10 protein-coding genes are annotated in these 15,744 nt (G+C 72.1%); 6 read left to right on the forward strand and 4 right to left on the reverse strand.

Annotated features, from left to right (window positions below):
• Positions 1 to 58 precede the first annotated feature (58 nt).
• Positions 59 to 1,045 (forward strand): DNA polymerase III subunit delta, encoded by a 987-nt coding sequence (gene holA, locus N7925_RS25055; protein ID WP_265601687.1) that lies wholly within the window; start codon positions 59 to 61, stop codon positions 1,043 to 1,045.
• A 447-nt stretch (positions 1,046 to 1,492) separates the two neighbouring features.
• Here the strand turns inward: holA and rpsT are convergent, their stop codons facing one another.
• Entirely contained in the window at positions 1,493 to 1,759 is a 267-nt protein-coding gene (rpsT, locus tag N7925_RS25060; RefSeq protein ID WP_097866786.1) for a 30S ribosomal protein S20, read from the reverse strand.
• 216 nt (positions 1,760 to 1,975) lie between these two features.
• Between rpsT and lepA the strand changes: the two genes are divergently transcribed.
• Together lepA and N7925_RS25070 are read left to right on the forward strand one after the other, a co-directional pair.
• Positions 1,976 to 3,850, forward strand: a complete 1,875-nt coding sequence (gene lepA / locus N7925_RS25065) for a translation elongation factor 4 (protein ID WP_265601688.1) — start codon at positions 1,976 to 1,978, stop codon at positions 3,848 to 3,850.
• A gap of 262 nt (positions 3,851 to 4,112) precedes the next feature.
• Positions 4,113 to 6,002 carry an AMP-dependent synthetase/ligase gene (locus N7925_RS25070; protein WP_274345226.1) on the forward strand — a complete coding sequence of 630 codons (1,890 nt, stop codon included), beginning with the start codon at positions 4,113 to 4,115 and terminating at the stop codon, positions 6,000 to 6,002.
• Between the two features lie 277 nt (positions 6,003 to 6,279).
• On the opposite strand, the gene N7925_RS25075 is transcribed toward N7925_RS25070, so the two are convergent.
• Positions 6,280 to 7,476, reverse strand: coding sequence for an MFS transporter (locus N7925_RS25075; RefSeq protein ID WP_274345227.1), 1,197 nt, complete (start codon positions 7,474 to 7,476; stop codon positions 6,280 to 6,282).
• Positions 7,477 to 7,822: 346 nt separating this feature from the next.
• On the opposite strand from N7925_RS25075, the gene N7925_RS25080 reads away from it, so the two are divergent.
• From N7925_RS25080 to hemW, 3 genes are all read left to right on the forward strand, one after another.
• Complete coding sequence (locus N7925_RS25080) at positions 7,823 to 8,305, forward strand: DedA family protein (protein ID WP_265601691.1); 483 nt, start codon at positions 7,823 to 7,825, stop codon at positions 8,303 to 8,305.
• A 176-nt stretch (positions 8,306 to 8,481) separates the two neighbouring features.
• Complete coding sequence (locus N7925_RS25085) at positions 8,482 to 10,536, forward strand: ATP-binding SpoIIE family protein phosphatase (RefSeq protein ID WP_274345228.1); 2,055 nt, start codon at positions 8,482 to 8,484, stop codon at positions 10,534 to 10,536.
• A 95-nt stretch (positions 10,537 to 10,631) separates the two neighbouring features.
• Positions 10,632 to 11,873 carry a radical SAM family heme chaperone HemW gene (gene hemW, locus N7925_RS25090; protein ID WP_018961221.1) on the forward strand — a complete coding sequence of 414 codons (1,242 nt, stop codon included), beginning with the start codon at positions 10,632 to 10,634 and terminating at the stop codon, positions 11,871 to 11,873.
• A gap of 15 nt (positions 11,874 to 11,888) precedes the next feature.
• On the opposite strand, the gene N7925_RS25095 is transcribed toward hemW, so the two are convergent.
• Both N7925_RS25095 and N7925_RS25100 read right to left on the reverse strand, forming a co-directional pair.
• A complete protein-coding gene (locus N7925_RS25095; RefSeq protein ID WP_274345229.1) occupies positions 11,889 to 14,765 on the reverse strand; it encodes an ABC transporter substrate-binding protein in 2,877 nt (958 codons plus the stop codon).
• Between the two features lie 160 nt (positions 14,766 to 14,925).
• Entirely contained in the window at positions 14,926 to 15,744 is an 819-nt protein-coding gene (locus N7925_RS25100) for a DUF3097 domain-containing protein (RefSeq protein ID WP_274345230.1), read from the reverse strand.

A 15,744-nucleotide genomic window follows, 5' to 3' on the forward strand; every position in this document is an offset into this window, starting at 1 on the left:
CCCGGCAGGGGGCCTGGGGCCGTCCGGCTGTCAGTGGGGCGTGGGATGCTGGATCGCGATGGCCACCAGGAAGAATTCCACCGACGATCCGCTCGCGCCCCTCACCCTCGCCGTGGGCCAGGAGGACCTCCTCCTGGACCGTGCGGTGCAGCAGGTGGTGGCGGCCGCCCGTGCTGCCGACGCCGACACGGACGTACGTGATCTGGCGTCGGACCAGTTGCAGCCCGGCACGCTCGCCGAGCTCACCAGCCCCTCGCTCTTCGCCGAGCGCAAGGTCGTGGTCGTGCGCAACGCGCAGGACCTCTCGGCCGACACGATCAAGGACGTCAAGGCGTATCTCGGCGCGCCGGTCGAGGAGATCACGCTCGTCCTGCTGCACGCGGGCGGCGCCAAGGGCAAGGGGCTGCTGGACGCGGCGCGCAAGGCCGGGGCGCGGGAGGTCGCCTGCCCGAAGACCACCAAGCCCGCCGAGCGGCTCTCCTTCGTACGGTCGGAGTTCCGGGCGCACGGGCGGTCCGCGACGCCGGAGGCCTGCCAGGCGCTGGTCGACTCCATCGGCAGCGACCTGCGGGAGCTGGCGAGTGCGGTGTCCCAGCTGATCGCGGACGTCGAGGGCACGATCGACGAGGCGGTCGTCGGGCGCTATTACACCGGCCGGGCGGAAGCCTCGTCGTTCACCGTCGCCGACCGGGCGGTCGAGGGGCGCGCGGCGGAGGCGCTGGAGGCACTGCGGTGGTCGTTGTCGACCGGGGTCCCGCCCGTCCTGATCACCAGTGCGTTGGCGCAGGGGGTGAGGGCGATCGGGAAGCTGTCCTCGGCCCGGGGGGGCCGGCCGGCCGATCTGGCCCGGGAGCTGGGTATGCCGCCGTGGAAGATCGACCGGGTGCGGCAGCAGATGCGGGGATGGACGCCGGACGGGGTCGCGGTGGCCCTGCGGGCGGTGGCGGCGGCGGACGCGGGGGTGAAGGGCGGGGGGGACGATCCCGAGTACGCCCTGGAGAAGGCCGTCGTCGTGGTCGCGAGGGCCGCGCGGACGGGACGGTAGGCCTCTCGGGGCGTGGTGGGCGGTTCGCCGCCGGACGCGGGGCCCTGTGGTGACCGGTTCCGCCCTCACACACCGGACGGGCTGGGATGGTGCACGCTCTCGTGCGACCGCCGGTTCCGTCCTTGAGCGCCGGACGGGCTGGGATTGCCTCGGCATCGTGTTGGGATGGTGCACGCTCTCGTGCGATCGCCGGTTCCGTCCTCAAACGCCGGACGGGCTGGACGTGCCCCGGCGCGCCGGGTGGGCCGGGTGGGCCCGCACGTGCGGAAGCCCCGGTCCTCGGTCTGGGGAGATCGGGGGCCGGGGCTTCCGGGTCACACTCTGGGTGCGCCGCACCCGCGTGGCGAACGCAGGTTCGGTGTGCGGCGCGGGGTGCCGGTCAGGGGCGGGAGAGAGGGCCCGTCTGGTCCGTTCCGGCGGTCACATCAGTGAGCTTCGGGAAGAAGCTCAGGCCTGCAGGGAGGCAACCTTGGACGCCAGCGCCGACTTCTTGTTGGCGGCGGCGTTCTTGTGGATGACACCCTTCGAGACAGCCTTGTCGAGCTGACGGGAAGCGTCGCGGACGGCCGTGGTGGCCTTCTCGACGTCACCGGCAACGGCGGCCTCGCGGGCCTTGCGGATCGCGGTCTTGAGCGACGACTTGACGGCCTTGTTGCGCAGGCGCGCCTTCTCGTTGGTCTTGTTCCGCTTGATCTGGGACTTGATGTTCGCCACGAATAGAGCCTTTTCAGGTTCGTTGGATCTTCCAGGTGAGCCGCGCCGCTCGTGAGAGCCACGAGGCACAGCTGCCCACGGTAGCAGTCACCCTCCGACCGGCCCAAACCGGTCGCTGTCCCGCAGGCGTGGGACGATGGAGCCTACGTATCGATCCGACCGACCCGACATCGACCCGAGACACGGCGTTCGGCGTCTCAAGAATCAGGACCCTGCGTGCCCGCGACTCCTTCCAACGTGCCCGAGCCGAGCCGTACCGACCCGGCGCTGATCCGCAATTTCTGCATCATCGCGCACATCGACCACGGCAAGTCGACCCTCGCCGACCGGATGCTTCAGCTGACCGGAGTGGTCGACCAGCGGCAGATGCGTGCTCAGTACCTCGACCGGATGGACATCGAGCGCGAGCGCGGCATCACCATCAAGTCCCAGGCGGTCCGGCTGCCCTGGGCCCCCAACACGGGTGAGGACACGGGCACCACCCATATCCTCAACATGATCGACACCCCGGGCCACGTGGACTTCACCTACGAGGTCTCCCGTTCGCTCGCGGCCTGCGAGGGCACGGTCCTGCTGGTCGACGCCGCGCAGGGCATCGAGGCCCAGACGCTGGCCAATCTCTATCTCGCGATGGAGAACGACCTCACCATCGTCCCGGTGCTCAACAAGATCGACCTCCCCGCCGCGCAGCCGGAGAAGTTCTCCGAGGAGCTGGCCAACCTCATCGGCTGCCAGCCCGAGGACGTGCTCAAGGTCTCCGCGAAGACCGGCGTCGGCGTGGACGCGCTGCTCGACCGGGTCGTGCGGGACGTGCCGGCCCCGGTCGGCGTCGCGGACGCCCCCGCCCGCGCGATGATCTTCGACTCGGTCTACGACGCGTACCGCGGTGTCGTCACCTATGTCCGTGTCATCGACGGGCAGCTCAACAAGCGCGAGCGCATCCGCATGATGTCGACCGGCGCCACCCACGAGCTGCTGGAGATCGGGGTGTCGTCCCCCGAGATGACCCCGGCCGACGGCATCGGCGTGGGCGAGGTCGGCTACATCATCACCGGGGTGAAGGACGTCCGGCAGTCCAAGGTGGGTGACACCATCACCTCGCTGCACAACGGGGCGACCGAGGCGCTGGGCGGCTACAAGGAGCCCAAGCCGATGGTGTTCTCCGGGCTGTATCCCCTGGACGGCTCGGACTACCCGGACCTGCGCGAGGCGCTGGACAAGCTCCAGCTCAACGACGCCGCCCTGGTCTACGAGCCGGAGACCTCCGCCGCGCTCGGCTTCGGCTTCCGCGTCGGCTTCCTCGGCCTGCTCCACCTGGACGTGGTCCGTGAGCGGCTGGAGCGCGAGTTCGGCCTCGATCTGATCGCCACCGCCCCCAACGTGGTCTACCGCGTCGAGATGGAGGACGGCACCGAGCACGTCGTCACCAACCCGAGCGAGTTCCCCGAGGGCAAGATCGACAAGGTGCACGAGCCGGTGGTCCGCGCCACGGTGCTGGCCCCGAGCGAGTTCATCGGCGCGATCATGGAGCTGTGCCAGAACCGGCGCGGCACCCTGCTCGGCATGGACTACCTCTCCGAGGACCGGGTCGAGATCCGCTACACCCTGCCGCTCGCGGAGATCGTCTTCGACTTCTTCGACCAGCTGAAGTCCAAGACCCGGGGGTACGCCTCCCTCGACTACGAGCCCACCGGCGAGCAGTCGGCGCAGCTCGTCAAGGTCGACATCCTGCTGCACGGCGACAAGGTGGACGCGTTCTCCGCGGTCACCCACAAGGACAAGGCGTACGCGTACGGCGTGCGGCTCGTCGCCAAGCTGCAGAAGCTCATCCCCCGGCAGAACTTCGAGGTGCCGATCCAGGCGGCCATCGGCGCCCGGGTCATCGCCCGCGAGACCGTCCGCGCGATCCGCAAGGACGTCCTCGCCAAGTGCTACGGCGGTGACATCTCCCGTAAGCGGAAGCTGCTGGAGAAGCAGAAGGAGGGCAAGAAGCGGATGAAGATGGTCGGCAACGTGGAGGTGCCGCAGGACGCCTTCATCTCCGTCCTGTCGACCGACGAGTCCGCGGGTGAGAGCAAGGGCAAGAAGTAGTCCGCTCTCCAGGGGCCCCCATGCCGCGGTACCGGCGTGGGGGCCCTTTCGTTATGAAAGCTGCGGTCCGTTGCCTCTTACGTGGCGGACACGCGCGCTCTACTCTGATCACGACTCGATGGTTACTGGTCAGTTAAACAAGCCCGAACGAGCAGGTTGCGCAGCAGCACGAGAGCAGCAGGCGGTAGGCAGTAGGACCACAGCAGCCAGTCGCCGTATCAAAGAAGCCGGTCGTAGCAATGCCGCAGGCCCGGAGGACGTCGTGAGCGACACACAGACCTTGATCGATAACCGGCCGCCCTCCGTGGCGGCCCTCTTCATCGACCGCGTGGCGGCGACCCCGGACGGGGAGGCGTACCGCTATCCGGTGCCGTCGGCCTCGGGCACGGGTCCCGACGACTGGAAGTCGCTGAGCTGGGGCCAGGCCTCCGAGCGCGTCTACGCGATCGCCGCCGGGCTGATCGCCCTCGGCGTGCGGCCGGAGGAGCGGGTCGCCCTCTCCTCGGCCACCCGGGTGGAGTGGATCCTCATCGACCTCGGGGTGATGTGCGCGGGCGCCGCGACGACCACCATCTACCCGTCCACGAACGCCGAGGAGTCCGCCTTCATCCTGGCCGACTCCGAGAGCCGGATCCTCATCGCGGAGGACGCCGAGCAACTGGCCAAGGCCCGGGAGACCCGCGCGGACCTGCCGAACCTCGCGCATGTCGTGGTCATCGACGCGGCCGGCGTCGAGCACGCCGATGGCGACCCCGAGGGCTGGATCATCACCCTCGCCGAGCTGGAGGCCCAGGGCGCCGAGCTCCTCGCCAAGACCCCGGACGCGGTCACCGAGCGGGTCGCCGCGATCACCGCCGACCAGCTCGCCACCCTCATCTACACCTCGGGCACCACCGGCCGCCCCAAGGGCGTACGGCTGCCGCACGACAACTGGTCGTACATGGCCAAGGCCACCGTGGCGACCGGGCTGATCACGGCCGAGGACGTGCAGTACCTCTGGCTGCCGCTCGCCCACGTCTTCGGCAAGGTCCTCACCTCCGGGCAGATCGAGGTCGGCCACGTCACCGCGATCGACGGCCGCATCGACAAGATCATCGAGAACCTGCCGATCGTCCAGCCGACCTACATGGCCGCCGTGCCCCGGATCTTTGAGAAGGTCTACAACGGGGTCGCCTCCAAGGCCCGCGCGGGCGGTGGCGCCAAGTACAAGATCTTCCAGTGGGCGGCCGGGGTCGCCCGCGAGTACGCCAAGGTCTCCCAGGACAACTTCCGCCGCACCGGCAAGGCCTCCGTCCCCTTCGCGCTCGGCGCCAAGCACAAGGTCGCCGACGCCCTCGTCTTCTCCAAGATCCGTGAGGCCTTCGGCGGCCGGCTGCGCGCCTGTATCTCCGGCTCCGCCGCCCTCGCTCCGGACATCGGCTACTTCTTCGCGGGCGCCGGCGTCCACATCCTGGAGGGCTACGGCCTCACCGAGACCAGCGCCGCCTCCTTCGTCAACCCTGGCGAGGCCTACCGCACCGGCACCGTCGGCAAGCCGCTCCCCGGCACCGAGGTGCGCATCGCCGACGACGGCGAGATCCTGCTGCGCGGCCCCGGCGTCATGCAGGGCTACCACAACCTGCCCGACAAGACCGAAGAGGTTCTGGAGTCGGACGGCTGGATCCACACCGGGGACATCGGCGAGCTGTCGGTCGACGGCTACCTGCGCATCACCGACCGCAAGAAGGACCTGATCAAGACGTCCGGCGGAAAGTACGTCGCCCCGGCGGAGGTCGAAGGCCAGTTCAAGGCGGTCTGCCCGTTCGTCTCCAACATCCTGGTGCACGGCGCGGACCGTAACTTCTGCACCGCGCTCATCGCGCTCGACGGCCCCACCCTCCTCGGCTGGGCCGCCGAGAACGGCATGGAGGGCAAGTCGTACGCGGAGGTCGTCGCCGCCCCGCAGACCGTCGAGCTGATCGACGGGTACGTCAAGCGCCTCAACGAGGGCCTCCAGCGCTGGCAGACCATCAAGAAGTTCCGCCTCCTGCCGCGCGACCTGGACGTCGAGCACGGCGAGCTGACCCCCAGCCTCAAGCTGAAGCGCCCGGTCGTCGAGCGGGAGTACCGAGGGCTCATCGACGAGATGTACGCGGGCTCGCGCGAGGCCTGAGCCACAGGGCCTGGGCGCGGGCCTCTCATCGCGGCCGTCCGGGGGCTCGGCCCCGGGCGGGCACCGACGGGGCGGCGGGACACCAGGGTGTCCGGCCGCCCCGTTCGCCTGTTCCCGGGCGGCCCGACCGACCGGGCGGGCGGGCGGGAGCGTCGCGTCGCGGACGTCGATGTGCGCGCCGCGCCGGTCGTTCGCCGCAGTGGTCGACTTCAGCCGTGCCTCCTGCACGCGCCGATCTCTCGCGGGCCCGCCCCGAGCCGGCGGGTCCGAGCCGACTTCACTCGCGCCGACCTCGCAGGACCTTGGCGAGCACCACCACGAGCAGTCCCGCGCAGGGGATCACCAGCAGGCCGGTGCGCAGGCTGGTCGCGTCGGCGACGTAACCGACGACCGGAGGGGACAGCAGGAAGCCCAGGCGCATGAGCCAGGAGACGATCGTCAGACCCGATCCGGGTTTGAGGCCGGGCAGGGCGTCGGCTTCGTGCATCGCCGCCGGCACCAGCGTCGCCACCCCGAATCCGGCCAGGGCGAAGCCCAGGATGGTTCCGGGCAGGGTCGGCACCGCCAGGGCGAGTCCCATGCCGACCGTGGTGATCAGGCCGCCGGTCCGGGCCACGGCTCGCTGACCGAAACGGTCGACGAGGCGGTCGCCGATGATGCGCCCGATGAACTGGGCGCCCACCAGGGCGATGAAGCCCCAGGCGGCGAGCGCCGCGGAGGTGTGCAGGGAGTCCGAAAGGTAGAGGGCGGCCCAGGAGTTTCCCGCGTCCTCGACGAGCGTGCCGGCCGTGGCGATCAGTACGAGTGCCGCCAGCGCGTATCCGACGCGCGAGAATCCGGCCGCTCCCTCGGCGCTCCGCCGTTCCGGACCGTCCTCCTCGGGCTCGTTGTCCGGGCCGGGCAGGCAGAAGCGCCATGCGGTCACGGCGGCGAGAACGAGGACGATCGCCGAGACCGTGAGGTGCACGCCGAGCGACAGGCCCAGCGCCATCGCTCCGGCGGCCATCAGCCCTCCGGTGACGGCGCCGATGGACCAGATCGCGTGGAACGAGTTCAGGATGGAGCGTCCGTAGAGCCGCTGCACCCGTAGACCGTGCGCGTTCTGCGCGACATCCGTCAGCGCGTCCATGGCTCCGGCCAGGAACAAGGCGCCCGCGAACAGCGCGGGCGAAGGGGCGAGGCCGGCGGCCAGGATCCCCATCGCCGTCAGCAGGGTGCCGACGACCGCGACCCGCGCCGAGCCCGCGCGGCGGATGAGCACCCCTGCCGCGAGGCCGGCCGCGATGGCGCCCGCGGGGAACGCGGCGACCGCCAGTCCGTAGGCGCCGTTGCTGATCGCCAGATCGTCCTTGATCTGCGGATACCTCGGCAGCAGGTTGGCGAACACGGCCCCGTTGGTGAAGAACAGGACGGCTACGGCGGCCCGCGCGTGCCGCCCGGCGCGGAGAGGACGTGCCTCGATGTCGACGGTCATGCGGAGGACCCTAACCCCGGAGCGTACGAACGTACACTCCTGCTGGTGATAAATCCCGACCGAGCGGTAAGTATTTCACCCGGCGGACGGAGGGCACCGTCCCGCGCCCACCGGGGATGCGTTCGGTTAGGCTGGCCTTCCCTTGGTGGAGCCCGGGGTGTGCGGGCCCGGGTGCGCGGGCCGGTTCCGGTGCCGCAGATGAAGACCCGGCGGACCGAACGGACACGGGCGGGGCGCAGGTGAGAGTCGCCGACCGGACTCGCGCGCGTTGTGCGCCCCGCGAAGGGACCGCTCACACGGACGACGGAGAACGTGGGCTTCGGGCCTGCGTGCGAGGTGGGGCACTGTGGACAGGATCGCGCTCGCGGCCGGGGCCCTCTACGTCATCGTCCTCCTCCGCGCCGGAGGGACGTTCGCCGTCGGGTGGCTCGCGGGAGCCGGCGCGCGGCGCGGCAGGTTCGCGGGGCTGACCTCTTCGGCGAAGTTCCGGCGCGCCGAGGGCGCCATCCAGCGGTGGGGCGCACCGGTGGTGGCCGTCTCCTTCCTGACGGTCGGGTTCCAGACCGCCGTCAACTTCCTCGCGGGCAGTATGCGTATGCCGTTGCCGCGCTACCTCCCCGCGCTGTTCGTGGGCGGAGCGGCCTGGGCGCTGATCTACGCGACCGCGGGGCTCGGCGTGCTGGAGGTCCTCGGAAGGCTCTTCGCCGAGCGGACCGCCTTCGGGGTGTCCGCCGTGGCGGTGCTCCTGCTCGCGGTGTGCGGGGTGGTGGTGTACCGCAGGAGGAGGGCGGCTCCGTCCTCCGTCGACGCCGCTGCCGACGCGTCGTGAATCCGGCCGACGGGGGTCTTCCACGCCTTCGATCCGGCTCCGGCCCTCGGGGTCGCGCGTTTCCGAAGCGTTGCGTTCGAATCTGCTCGATTTTCTGCCCACTTCGGTAACTCGGTGCTTATGGATGCGGCCGGTCTGTCACTCTGTCGGTGTCGTCGGACCGTAGGAGCCGCACCATGGCGCCCATTCCCTTGCAGCGGGAAACCATGCAGCGTCCCGGCACCACCCGTGCCGGGCTCGCGCACGGCCCGCGGCTGGCCAGCCGCACCAGCCTGCCCGGCATACCGCTCGCCCCGTCCGCCGCCCGCCGGTTCGTGCGGGCCGCGCTCGCGGAGTGGACCGGGATCGGGGTGCCCGCGGCCGTGGGCTTCAGTGACCGGCTGGCCGACGACGCCGTGACCGTCACCAACGAGCTGGTCACCAACGCCGTGGTGCACGCCGGGACCACCGTCGACCTGGTGCTCAGGCTGGAGGAGGAGGGCGGTGAGGAGCCATCCGCCGCCCTCGTCCTGGAGGTCACCGACCACCACCCGGCCCGCCCGGTGAGCGGCGACGAGCCCGGCGCGGGCCCCGGACCGGCCGGGGTGAGTCCCGGAGGGCTGCCCGATCCCGCCGAGTACGGCCGTGGCCTCCAGCTCGTCGCCACCCTCGCCGACTCCTGGGGCATCACCTACCGCACCGGCCTCAAGACCGTCTGGGCCCGCCTCCCCGTCGACGACTGGAGCGCCCCGCCCGCCCCGCCCGACGGGGAGGCCCTCAGACGCGGCCTGCGCGCCGCCGAGATCCTCGCCCCCGCGGCCAGGCGCACCGAGCGCGACGACGCGGTCTGGGACAGCCGGGGCGCCCCGGCCTTCCTCGCCGAGGCCTCCGACCTGCTCGCCGGGCAGCTCGACGAGGACCTGGTGGCCGCCATAGCGGGCCAGCTCCTGGTGCCCCGGCTGGCGGACTGGTGCGCGATCTGGCTGGAGACCGAGGGCGGGGGACCGGCCGCCGAACCCCGGCTCGCCCGGGTCTGGCACAGCGACGAGACCGGCACCGAGCCCCTGCGCGCCGTCCTGGAGCGGGAGCCCCTCCGCCTCCCGGCCGCCGTCGGCTCCGGTCCCGTCCCCGTCCCCGTGCCCTGGCCCGCCCACCCTGCCGAGGAGGACCGCAAGGAGGGCCGCGAGAAGGACGGAGAGGGCCGGGAGGAAGGCCGCGAGGGCCGGGAGGAAGGCCGCGAGGACCGGCAGGCCGCTGCCGCTGCCGCGACGCCCCCGCACCCCGGCGGCCGGGACGGCGCCGCGCTCGCCTTCCGCATCACCGCGGGCGGCCGGGCGCTCGGCACCGTCCTCGTCGGCCGCGAGGGCGTCGCCCAGGTGCCGGAGGCCGTCGCCTCGCTGATCGAGGACTTCGTCCGCCGCCTCGGTCTCGCCGTCGGCGCGGCCCGCGCCTACACCCGCCAGGCCACCATCAGCCGGATCCTCCAGCGCGGCCTGCTCCCCAGCAAGGTCGCCGAGATCCCCGGCGTCACCAACGCCCTCGTCTACGAACCCAGCGACGACGGGGTGGTCGGCGGTGACTTCTACGACATTTTCGCGTGCCCCGGCGACCGCTGGTGCTTCGTCCTCGGCGACGTCCAGGGCAGCGGCCCCGAGGCCGCCGTCGTCACCGGCCTCGCCCGCCCCTGGCTGCGGCTGCTCTCCCGGGAGGGCTTCGGCGTCGGGGAGGTCCTGGACCGGCTGAACCGGCTGCTCCTCGACGACGCCATGGAGGCCGCCGAGGCCGCCGCCCTGATGGTCGCCGCAGCCGGGGGCCAGCAGCTCCACGACGGCACCCAGTCCCGGTTCCTCTCCCTGCTGTACGGGGAGGTCGTGCCGCTCCCCGACGGCGGGGTCCGCTGCACGGTGGCCAGCGCCGGGCACCCCCTGCCGCTGCTGCTGCGCCCCGACGGCTCCGTACGCCCGGCCGCCGAGCCCCAGGTGCTGCTCGGGGTCGTCGAGGACGTGGCGTACGAAAGCCAGGGCTTCGACCTCGCGCCCGGGGACACCCTGCTCTGCGTCACGGACGGGGTGACCGAGCGCCGGTCGGGGCCGCTGATGTTCGACGACGGGGACGGGCTGGCCCGGGTGCTGGCCGGGTGCGCCGGGCTGCCCGCCGAGGCGACGGCCGAGCGCATCCGGCGGGCCGTCCACGAGTTCGCCGAGCAGCCGCCCGACGACGACGTGGCCCTGCTGGTGCTGCACGCGGATTGAACGGGCCGGCGGGCGGGAAGCCACCCGGTCCGGGAAATCCCCGCAGTGAGCCGCGGGAAGCCACCCGGTCCGGGGAACTCCCGCGGCGAGCGACAATGGTCGGTATGCCTTCCGTACTGCCCGATGGTGAGCCCGTGCCCGACGACGGGGCGCTGCCCCGCCACGCCCTGGAAGGCGCAGCCGACCGCCCGCTCGGCTTCTACCTGCACGTCCCCTACTGCGCCACCCGCTGCGGCTACTGCGACTTCAACACCTACACCGCCACCGAGCTGCGCGGCTCCGGCGGGGCGCTGGCCTCCCGCGACAACTACGCCGCCCACCTGATCGAAGAGGTCCGCCAGGCCCGCAAGGTCCTCGGCGACGACCCGCGCCCCGTGCGCACGGTCTTCGTCGGCGGCGGCACGCCCACCCTGCTGCCGGCCGCCGACCTCGTGCGCATGCTGGCGGCGATCAGGGAGGAGTTCGGGCTCGCGGACGACGCGGAGATCACCACCGAGGCCAATCCGGAGTCCGTCGACCCGGCCTACCTCGCCGCGCTCCGCGAGGGCGGCTTCAACCGGGTCTCCTTCGGCATGCAGAGCGCCAAGCAGCACGTCCTGAAGATCCTGGACCGCACGCACACCCCCGGCCGCCCCGAGGCCTGTGTCGCCGAGGCCCGGGCGGCGGGCTTCGACCACGTCAACCTCGACCTGATCTACGGCACTCCCGGCGAGTCCGACGACGACTGGCGGGCCACCCTGGACGCCGCGATCGGCGCGGGCCCCGACCACGTCTCCGCGTACGCCCTGATCGTCGAGGAGGGCACCCAGCTCGCCCGCCGCATCCGGCGCGGCGAGATCCCGATGACCGACGACGACGCGCACGCCGACCGCTACCTCATCGCGGACGAGGCCTTCGCCGCCGCCGGCTTCGACTGGTACGAGGTCTCCAACTGGGCCACCACCGAGGCCGGCCGCTGCCTGCACAACGAGCTGTACTGGCGCGGCGCCGACTGGTGGGGCGCGGGCCCCGGCGCCCACAGCCACGTCGGCGGAGTCCGCTGGTGGAACGTGAAGCACCCCGGCGCGTACGCCCAGGCGCTCTCCGAGGGCCGCTCACCCGGCGCGGGCCGCGAGATCCTCGGCCAGGAGGACCGCCGGGTCGAGCGCATCCTGCTGGAGCTCCGGCTGCGCGAGGGCTGCCCGCTCTCCCTCCTGAAGCCCGACGGCCTCGCCGCCTCCCGCCGCGCCCTGACCGACGGGCTGCTGGACCCGGAGCCGTACGGGAAGGGCCGCGCGGTCCTCACCCTGCGCGGGCGGCTCCTGGCCGACGCCGTCGTCCGCGACCTCGTCGACTGATCCGGCCGGGCCGCCTCACGGCCGGCAGTCCTTGACCGTCAGCGGGGGCGCGACCCCGGCCGGCTTGCCGCAGACCAGGGTCCGCTCGGCGCTCGGCCCGGGGCGGACCACCTTGACGATGTTGAGGCCGTGCACGTTGTCGGAGACCGAGGACCTCGCCCGGCTGAACGAGATCGTCCCCGTCGGCATGTTGTTGAGGTCCACCGTGTGCAGCGTCGCCCAGGTTTCCGCTGCGCTCCGGCGCTGGTCGCCGCGGGCCGCCGCGTCGTACAGGGCGGCCGTCGCGCTGTAGGAGATGACGGTCTGCCCGCTGGCGAACAGGCCGTCCTCGTACGCCGGACGCCCCGACGCCAGCGCGGTGATCTCCGCCTCGGGGTGCAGCGCCCGCAGCGTGCGGTACGCGTCCCCGTAGAAACCGAGGTTCTTTCCCCGGTCCAGCGGGGCGAGCGAGCTGTGGTAGAGCGTGACGTTGGCCGCGATCGACGTGCTGTCGTCGAACGTCCCCTTCGTCAGATCGTCCCCTGTGAACACGGTCATCCGCCGGTCGGAGCACCCGGTGGTCTCCGACAGGCCCCGCATCAGCGTCGGTACGTCCTCGACCCGCCCCGCGAAGTACAGCGCGTCGGGGACCCGCTCGGCCCGGCAGATGGTCGTCAGCGGGGCGTTCAGGCTCGCCCCGCCCGGCAGGTCGTACGGCACGTCCTTGCCCAGATCGAAGCCCGCGTCGAGCAGCATCTGCCGGCCCGCGTCCCGCTGCTCGGCGGTGTACCGGTCCAGGTCCCCGTTGCGGTCCTCGCGCGACAGCACGAGCGCGTGCGGGCGGTCGAGGTCCTTCGCGATCTGCCGGGCGACCAGCCCCAGCGCGTGCGTCTGCTCCTCGTCCGTCGCCGCGAGGCCGAAGTAGTTGGGGAAGTCCCGGGGCAGGTCGCTGCTGGAGTTCGTCGTGTTCACCACCGGCAGCCCGGCCTCGCGCAGCAGCTTCACCGCGTTGTCGCTCTCGTCGGTGTTGCGGCCGAGACCGACCACCCCGACCACCGTCGGATCCCGCCGGGCCACGTCGATGATCTTCCGCACGGCGGTGAGCTGCCGCAGCATGTCCTCGCCGCCGTTCGCGGTCAGCACCCGCAGCTTCACCGACCGGCGCACGGTCTTGTTCACCGCCCGCTGCTGGAGATAGACGCCGGTCAGCTCCTCCAGGCCCTTGCGGGTCTCCTCCCGGTCCTTGCCCGTGGCGGTGAGCGGACCGGCGTACACGACCGTCACGTACGCGTCGCCCGGCTCGATGTCGTCGTTCTCCTCCCGGATCGCCTGCTCGATCCGCTCGAAGGTGATGCCCTTTCCGGCCCCGTTCAGCTCCAGGTCGTTGCCCCGCGCGAAGAACACCTCGGGGGCGGTCGCCACCCCCACGCACTCCCGGTCGTCCCCCTTCCCGGCCCAGATCGCGTCCGTGTTGCGGTCGGTCAGCGGCCCGTGGCAGTACGTGTCGCGCCAGTGCCCGGCCCACAGGAACGCCCCCAGCAGACTTCCCACGACGAGCACGGCGACGCTCGCCCGCGACATCACCCACCACGCCCAGGTCCGCCGCACCCGGTGGGTGACGAGCTGCGCGTGCGCGTGCTCGTGGGTCAGCTTCTCGGTGGACAGCGGCAGCAGCAGCACCCACGCCAGGGTCGCCGCCGCCCCCGGCGACTGCCCCAGACTCAGATCGTCGACCCAGCGCTCGTAGCGGGCCCGCGCCCCGGACGAACCGGACGGCGCGCCGGGACCCGGCCGCTCCGGGGGCAGCGGTGGCGTGTGCCGCATGATCTCGGGGGCCTGGAGCGAGGCGAGCAGCAGCAGCGGATCCACCTCGCTGCGCCGCGACCGTACGCTGTTGATCGCGTTGATCAGCAGGATGCCGCCGTTGTCCTGGGTCGCCCGGGGCAGGAACACCACCGGCGGGACCGTGCGCTTGCTGCGCCGCCAGTCCAGGGAGTGCGGGCGGTAGTTGTGCCGCAGATCCTCCAGCAGCGCCTGCACGCGCAGCTCCAGATGGAACTGGCGCGCGTACTCGTCGCCCGCCCCCGCGTCCGCCACCCGCTCCGCGACCGCCGCCGCCCGCGCCCGGATCACCCGCCACGAACCGCTCGGCGACAGCCACGACCAGCCGTCCGACGGATAGCCGGTGCTGGAAGCGGCCAGGGACGAGGTGGTGGCGAACCACCGGCTGGCCCGGCGCAGCCACAGCAGCGGCGGCGCGGCCCGGCTCGCCAGGCCCACCACGGCGAGCCCGATCAGCGCGACGGCCGCCACCAGGGCCGTCAACAGCCAGTCGATCTCCCCGAGCAACACGCTGAGCAGGGCGATGAAGAGCGCGCCGACGAACGTCTCGGGCCGCACCGACTGCCGCAGCGACGCCCACCGGGTGGCCCCGCGCGGCCGGCCGGACCGCCAGCGCAGCCGGCTCAGCTGCTCCAGGATCCGTTCCTCGCGCACCTCGGAGGTGTTCCCGTCGGACTGCGCGACCACCGTCGCGGTGGCCTGCTCGATCGCCCCGAGCAGCCGGGAGCGGGGAAAGGCGAAGGTCTTGTACTGGGTGTTCTCGCGGGTCTCCCACGGCTTCTCGGAGAGCGTGCGCACCATGGCGAGCGCCGCCTCGTACGGGTTCGCCCCCTCGCCGTCCAGCAGCCGCACCGGCACCCGGCGCAGCTCGTTGGCCCGGTGCACCTGATGCACGAGCTGCTCCACCCGCGCGTCGATCTCCGGCCCGGCCCCGGCGTCCGCCGCCTGGACCACCACGAGCGGCATCACCGGCCGGTTGACCCGGTACCGGTCGATCAGCTGCTGTATCAGGTGGAAGACGGCCGAGGCCGCCTCGTTGTCCGCACTGTCCCGCCAGACCTCGCGCGCCATCGGTCCCCGCCCTTCCCCCGTGAGCCCTTCGGCCCGTGAACCGCCTGCTCGTTCTTCCCCTTCACTATCCGATGGTGCGTGTGGGACGCAGGGATTCACAGGGATCGGTACGAGATCCTCTTCGACAGTCCCGCAACAGACCGGATCCAGCCCCCGGACATCAGTCCGGAAGGGTGACGAAGTCGATCAATTCCTCTACTCTGCCCAGCAGTTGGGGCTCAAGGTCCTTGTAGCTGCGGACCTTGGACAGGATGTGCTGCCAGGCCGCCCCCGTGTTCTCCGGCCACCCCAGCGCCCGGCACACGCCCGTCTTCCAGTCCTGCCCCCTCGGCACCACCGGCCACGCGTCGATCCCGACCGAGGACGGCTTCACCGCCTCCCACACGTCGATGTACGGGTGCCCCACCACCAGCACATGGTCCCCGGTCACCCGCTCGGCGATCCGGGACTCCTTGGAGCCGGGCACCAGATGGTCCACCAGCACCCCCAGCCGGGCGTCCGGCCCCGGCGCGAACTCCCCGACGATCGCCGGCAGGTCGTCCACCCCCTCCAGGTACTCCACGACCACGCCCTCGATGCGCAGGTCGTCACCCCACACCCGCTCCACCAGCTCCGCGTCGTGCCGGCCCTCCACATAGATCCGCCCGGCCCGCGCCACCCGGGCCCGAGCCCCGGGCACCGCCACCGAACCGGAGGCCGTACGGGTGGGACGCGCCGGGCCGCCGGGGCCCGGGCGCACCAGCGTGACGACCTTGCCCTCCAGCAGGAAGCCGCGCGGCTCCATCGGGAACACCCGGTGCTTGCCGAAGCGGTCCTCCAGGGTCACCGTCGGCCCCTGGGCCGTCTTCTCGCAGCGGATCACCGCCCCGCAGAAGCCGGTGGAGACCTCCTCCACGACCAGATCGGGCTCGGCGGGCACCTCGGGCACGGGGGCGGACCGCTTCCACGGCGGGGTCAGGTCCGGCTGGTAGCTGCGCAT

This window comes from Streptomyces sp. CA-278952 (genome assembly GCF_028747205.1).
Classification (GTDB): domain Bacteria; phylum Actinomycetota; class Actinomycetes; order Streptomycetales; family Streptomycetaceae; genus Streptomyces.

What these genes read in the sequence shown, in the direction of transcription:
- holA (WP_265601687.1), top strand. Translation starts at nt 59, where the DNA reads ATGGCCACCAGGAAGAATTCCACCGACGATCCGCTCGCGCCCCTCACC.
- N7925_RS25075 (WP_274345227.1), bottom strand. Translation starts at nt 7,476, where the DNA reads ATGACCGTCGACATCGAGGCACGTCCTCTCCGCGCCGGGCGGCACGCG.
- N7925_RS25085 (WP_274345228.1), top strand. Translation starts at nt 8,482, where the DNA reads ATGGCGCCCATTCCCTTGCAGCGGGAAACCATGCAGCGTCCCGGCACC.
- hemW (WP_018961221.1), top strand. Translation starts at nt 10,632, where the DNA reads ATGGTCGGTATGCCTTCCGTACTGCCCGATGGTGAGCCCGTGCCCGAC.
- N7925_RS25095 (WP_274345229.1), bottom strand. Translation starts at nt 14,765, where the DNA reads ATGGCGCGCGAGGTCTGGCGGGACAGTGCGGACAACGAGGCGGCCTCG.
- N7925_RS25100 (WP_274345230.1), bottom strand. Translation starts at nt 15,744, where the DNA reads ATGCGCAGCTACCAGCCGGACCTGACCCCGCCGTGGAAGCGGTCCGCC.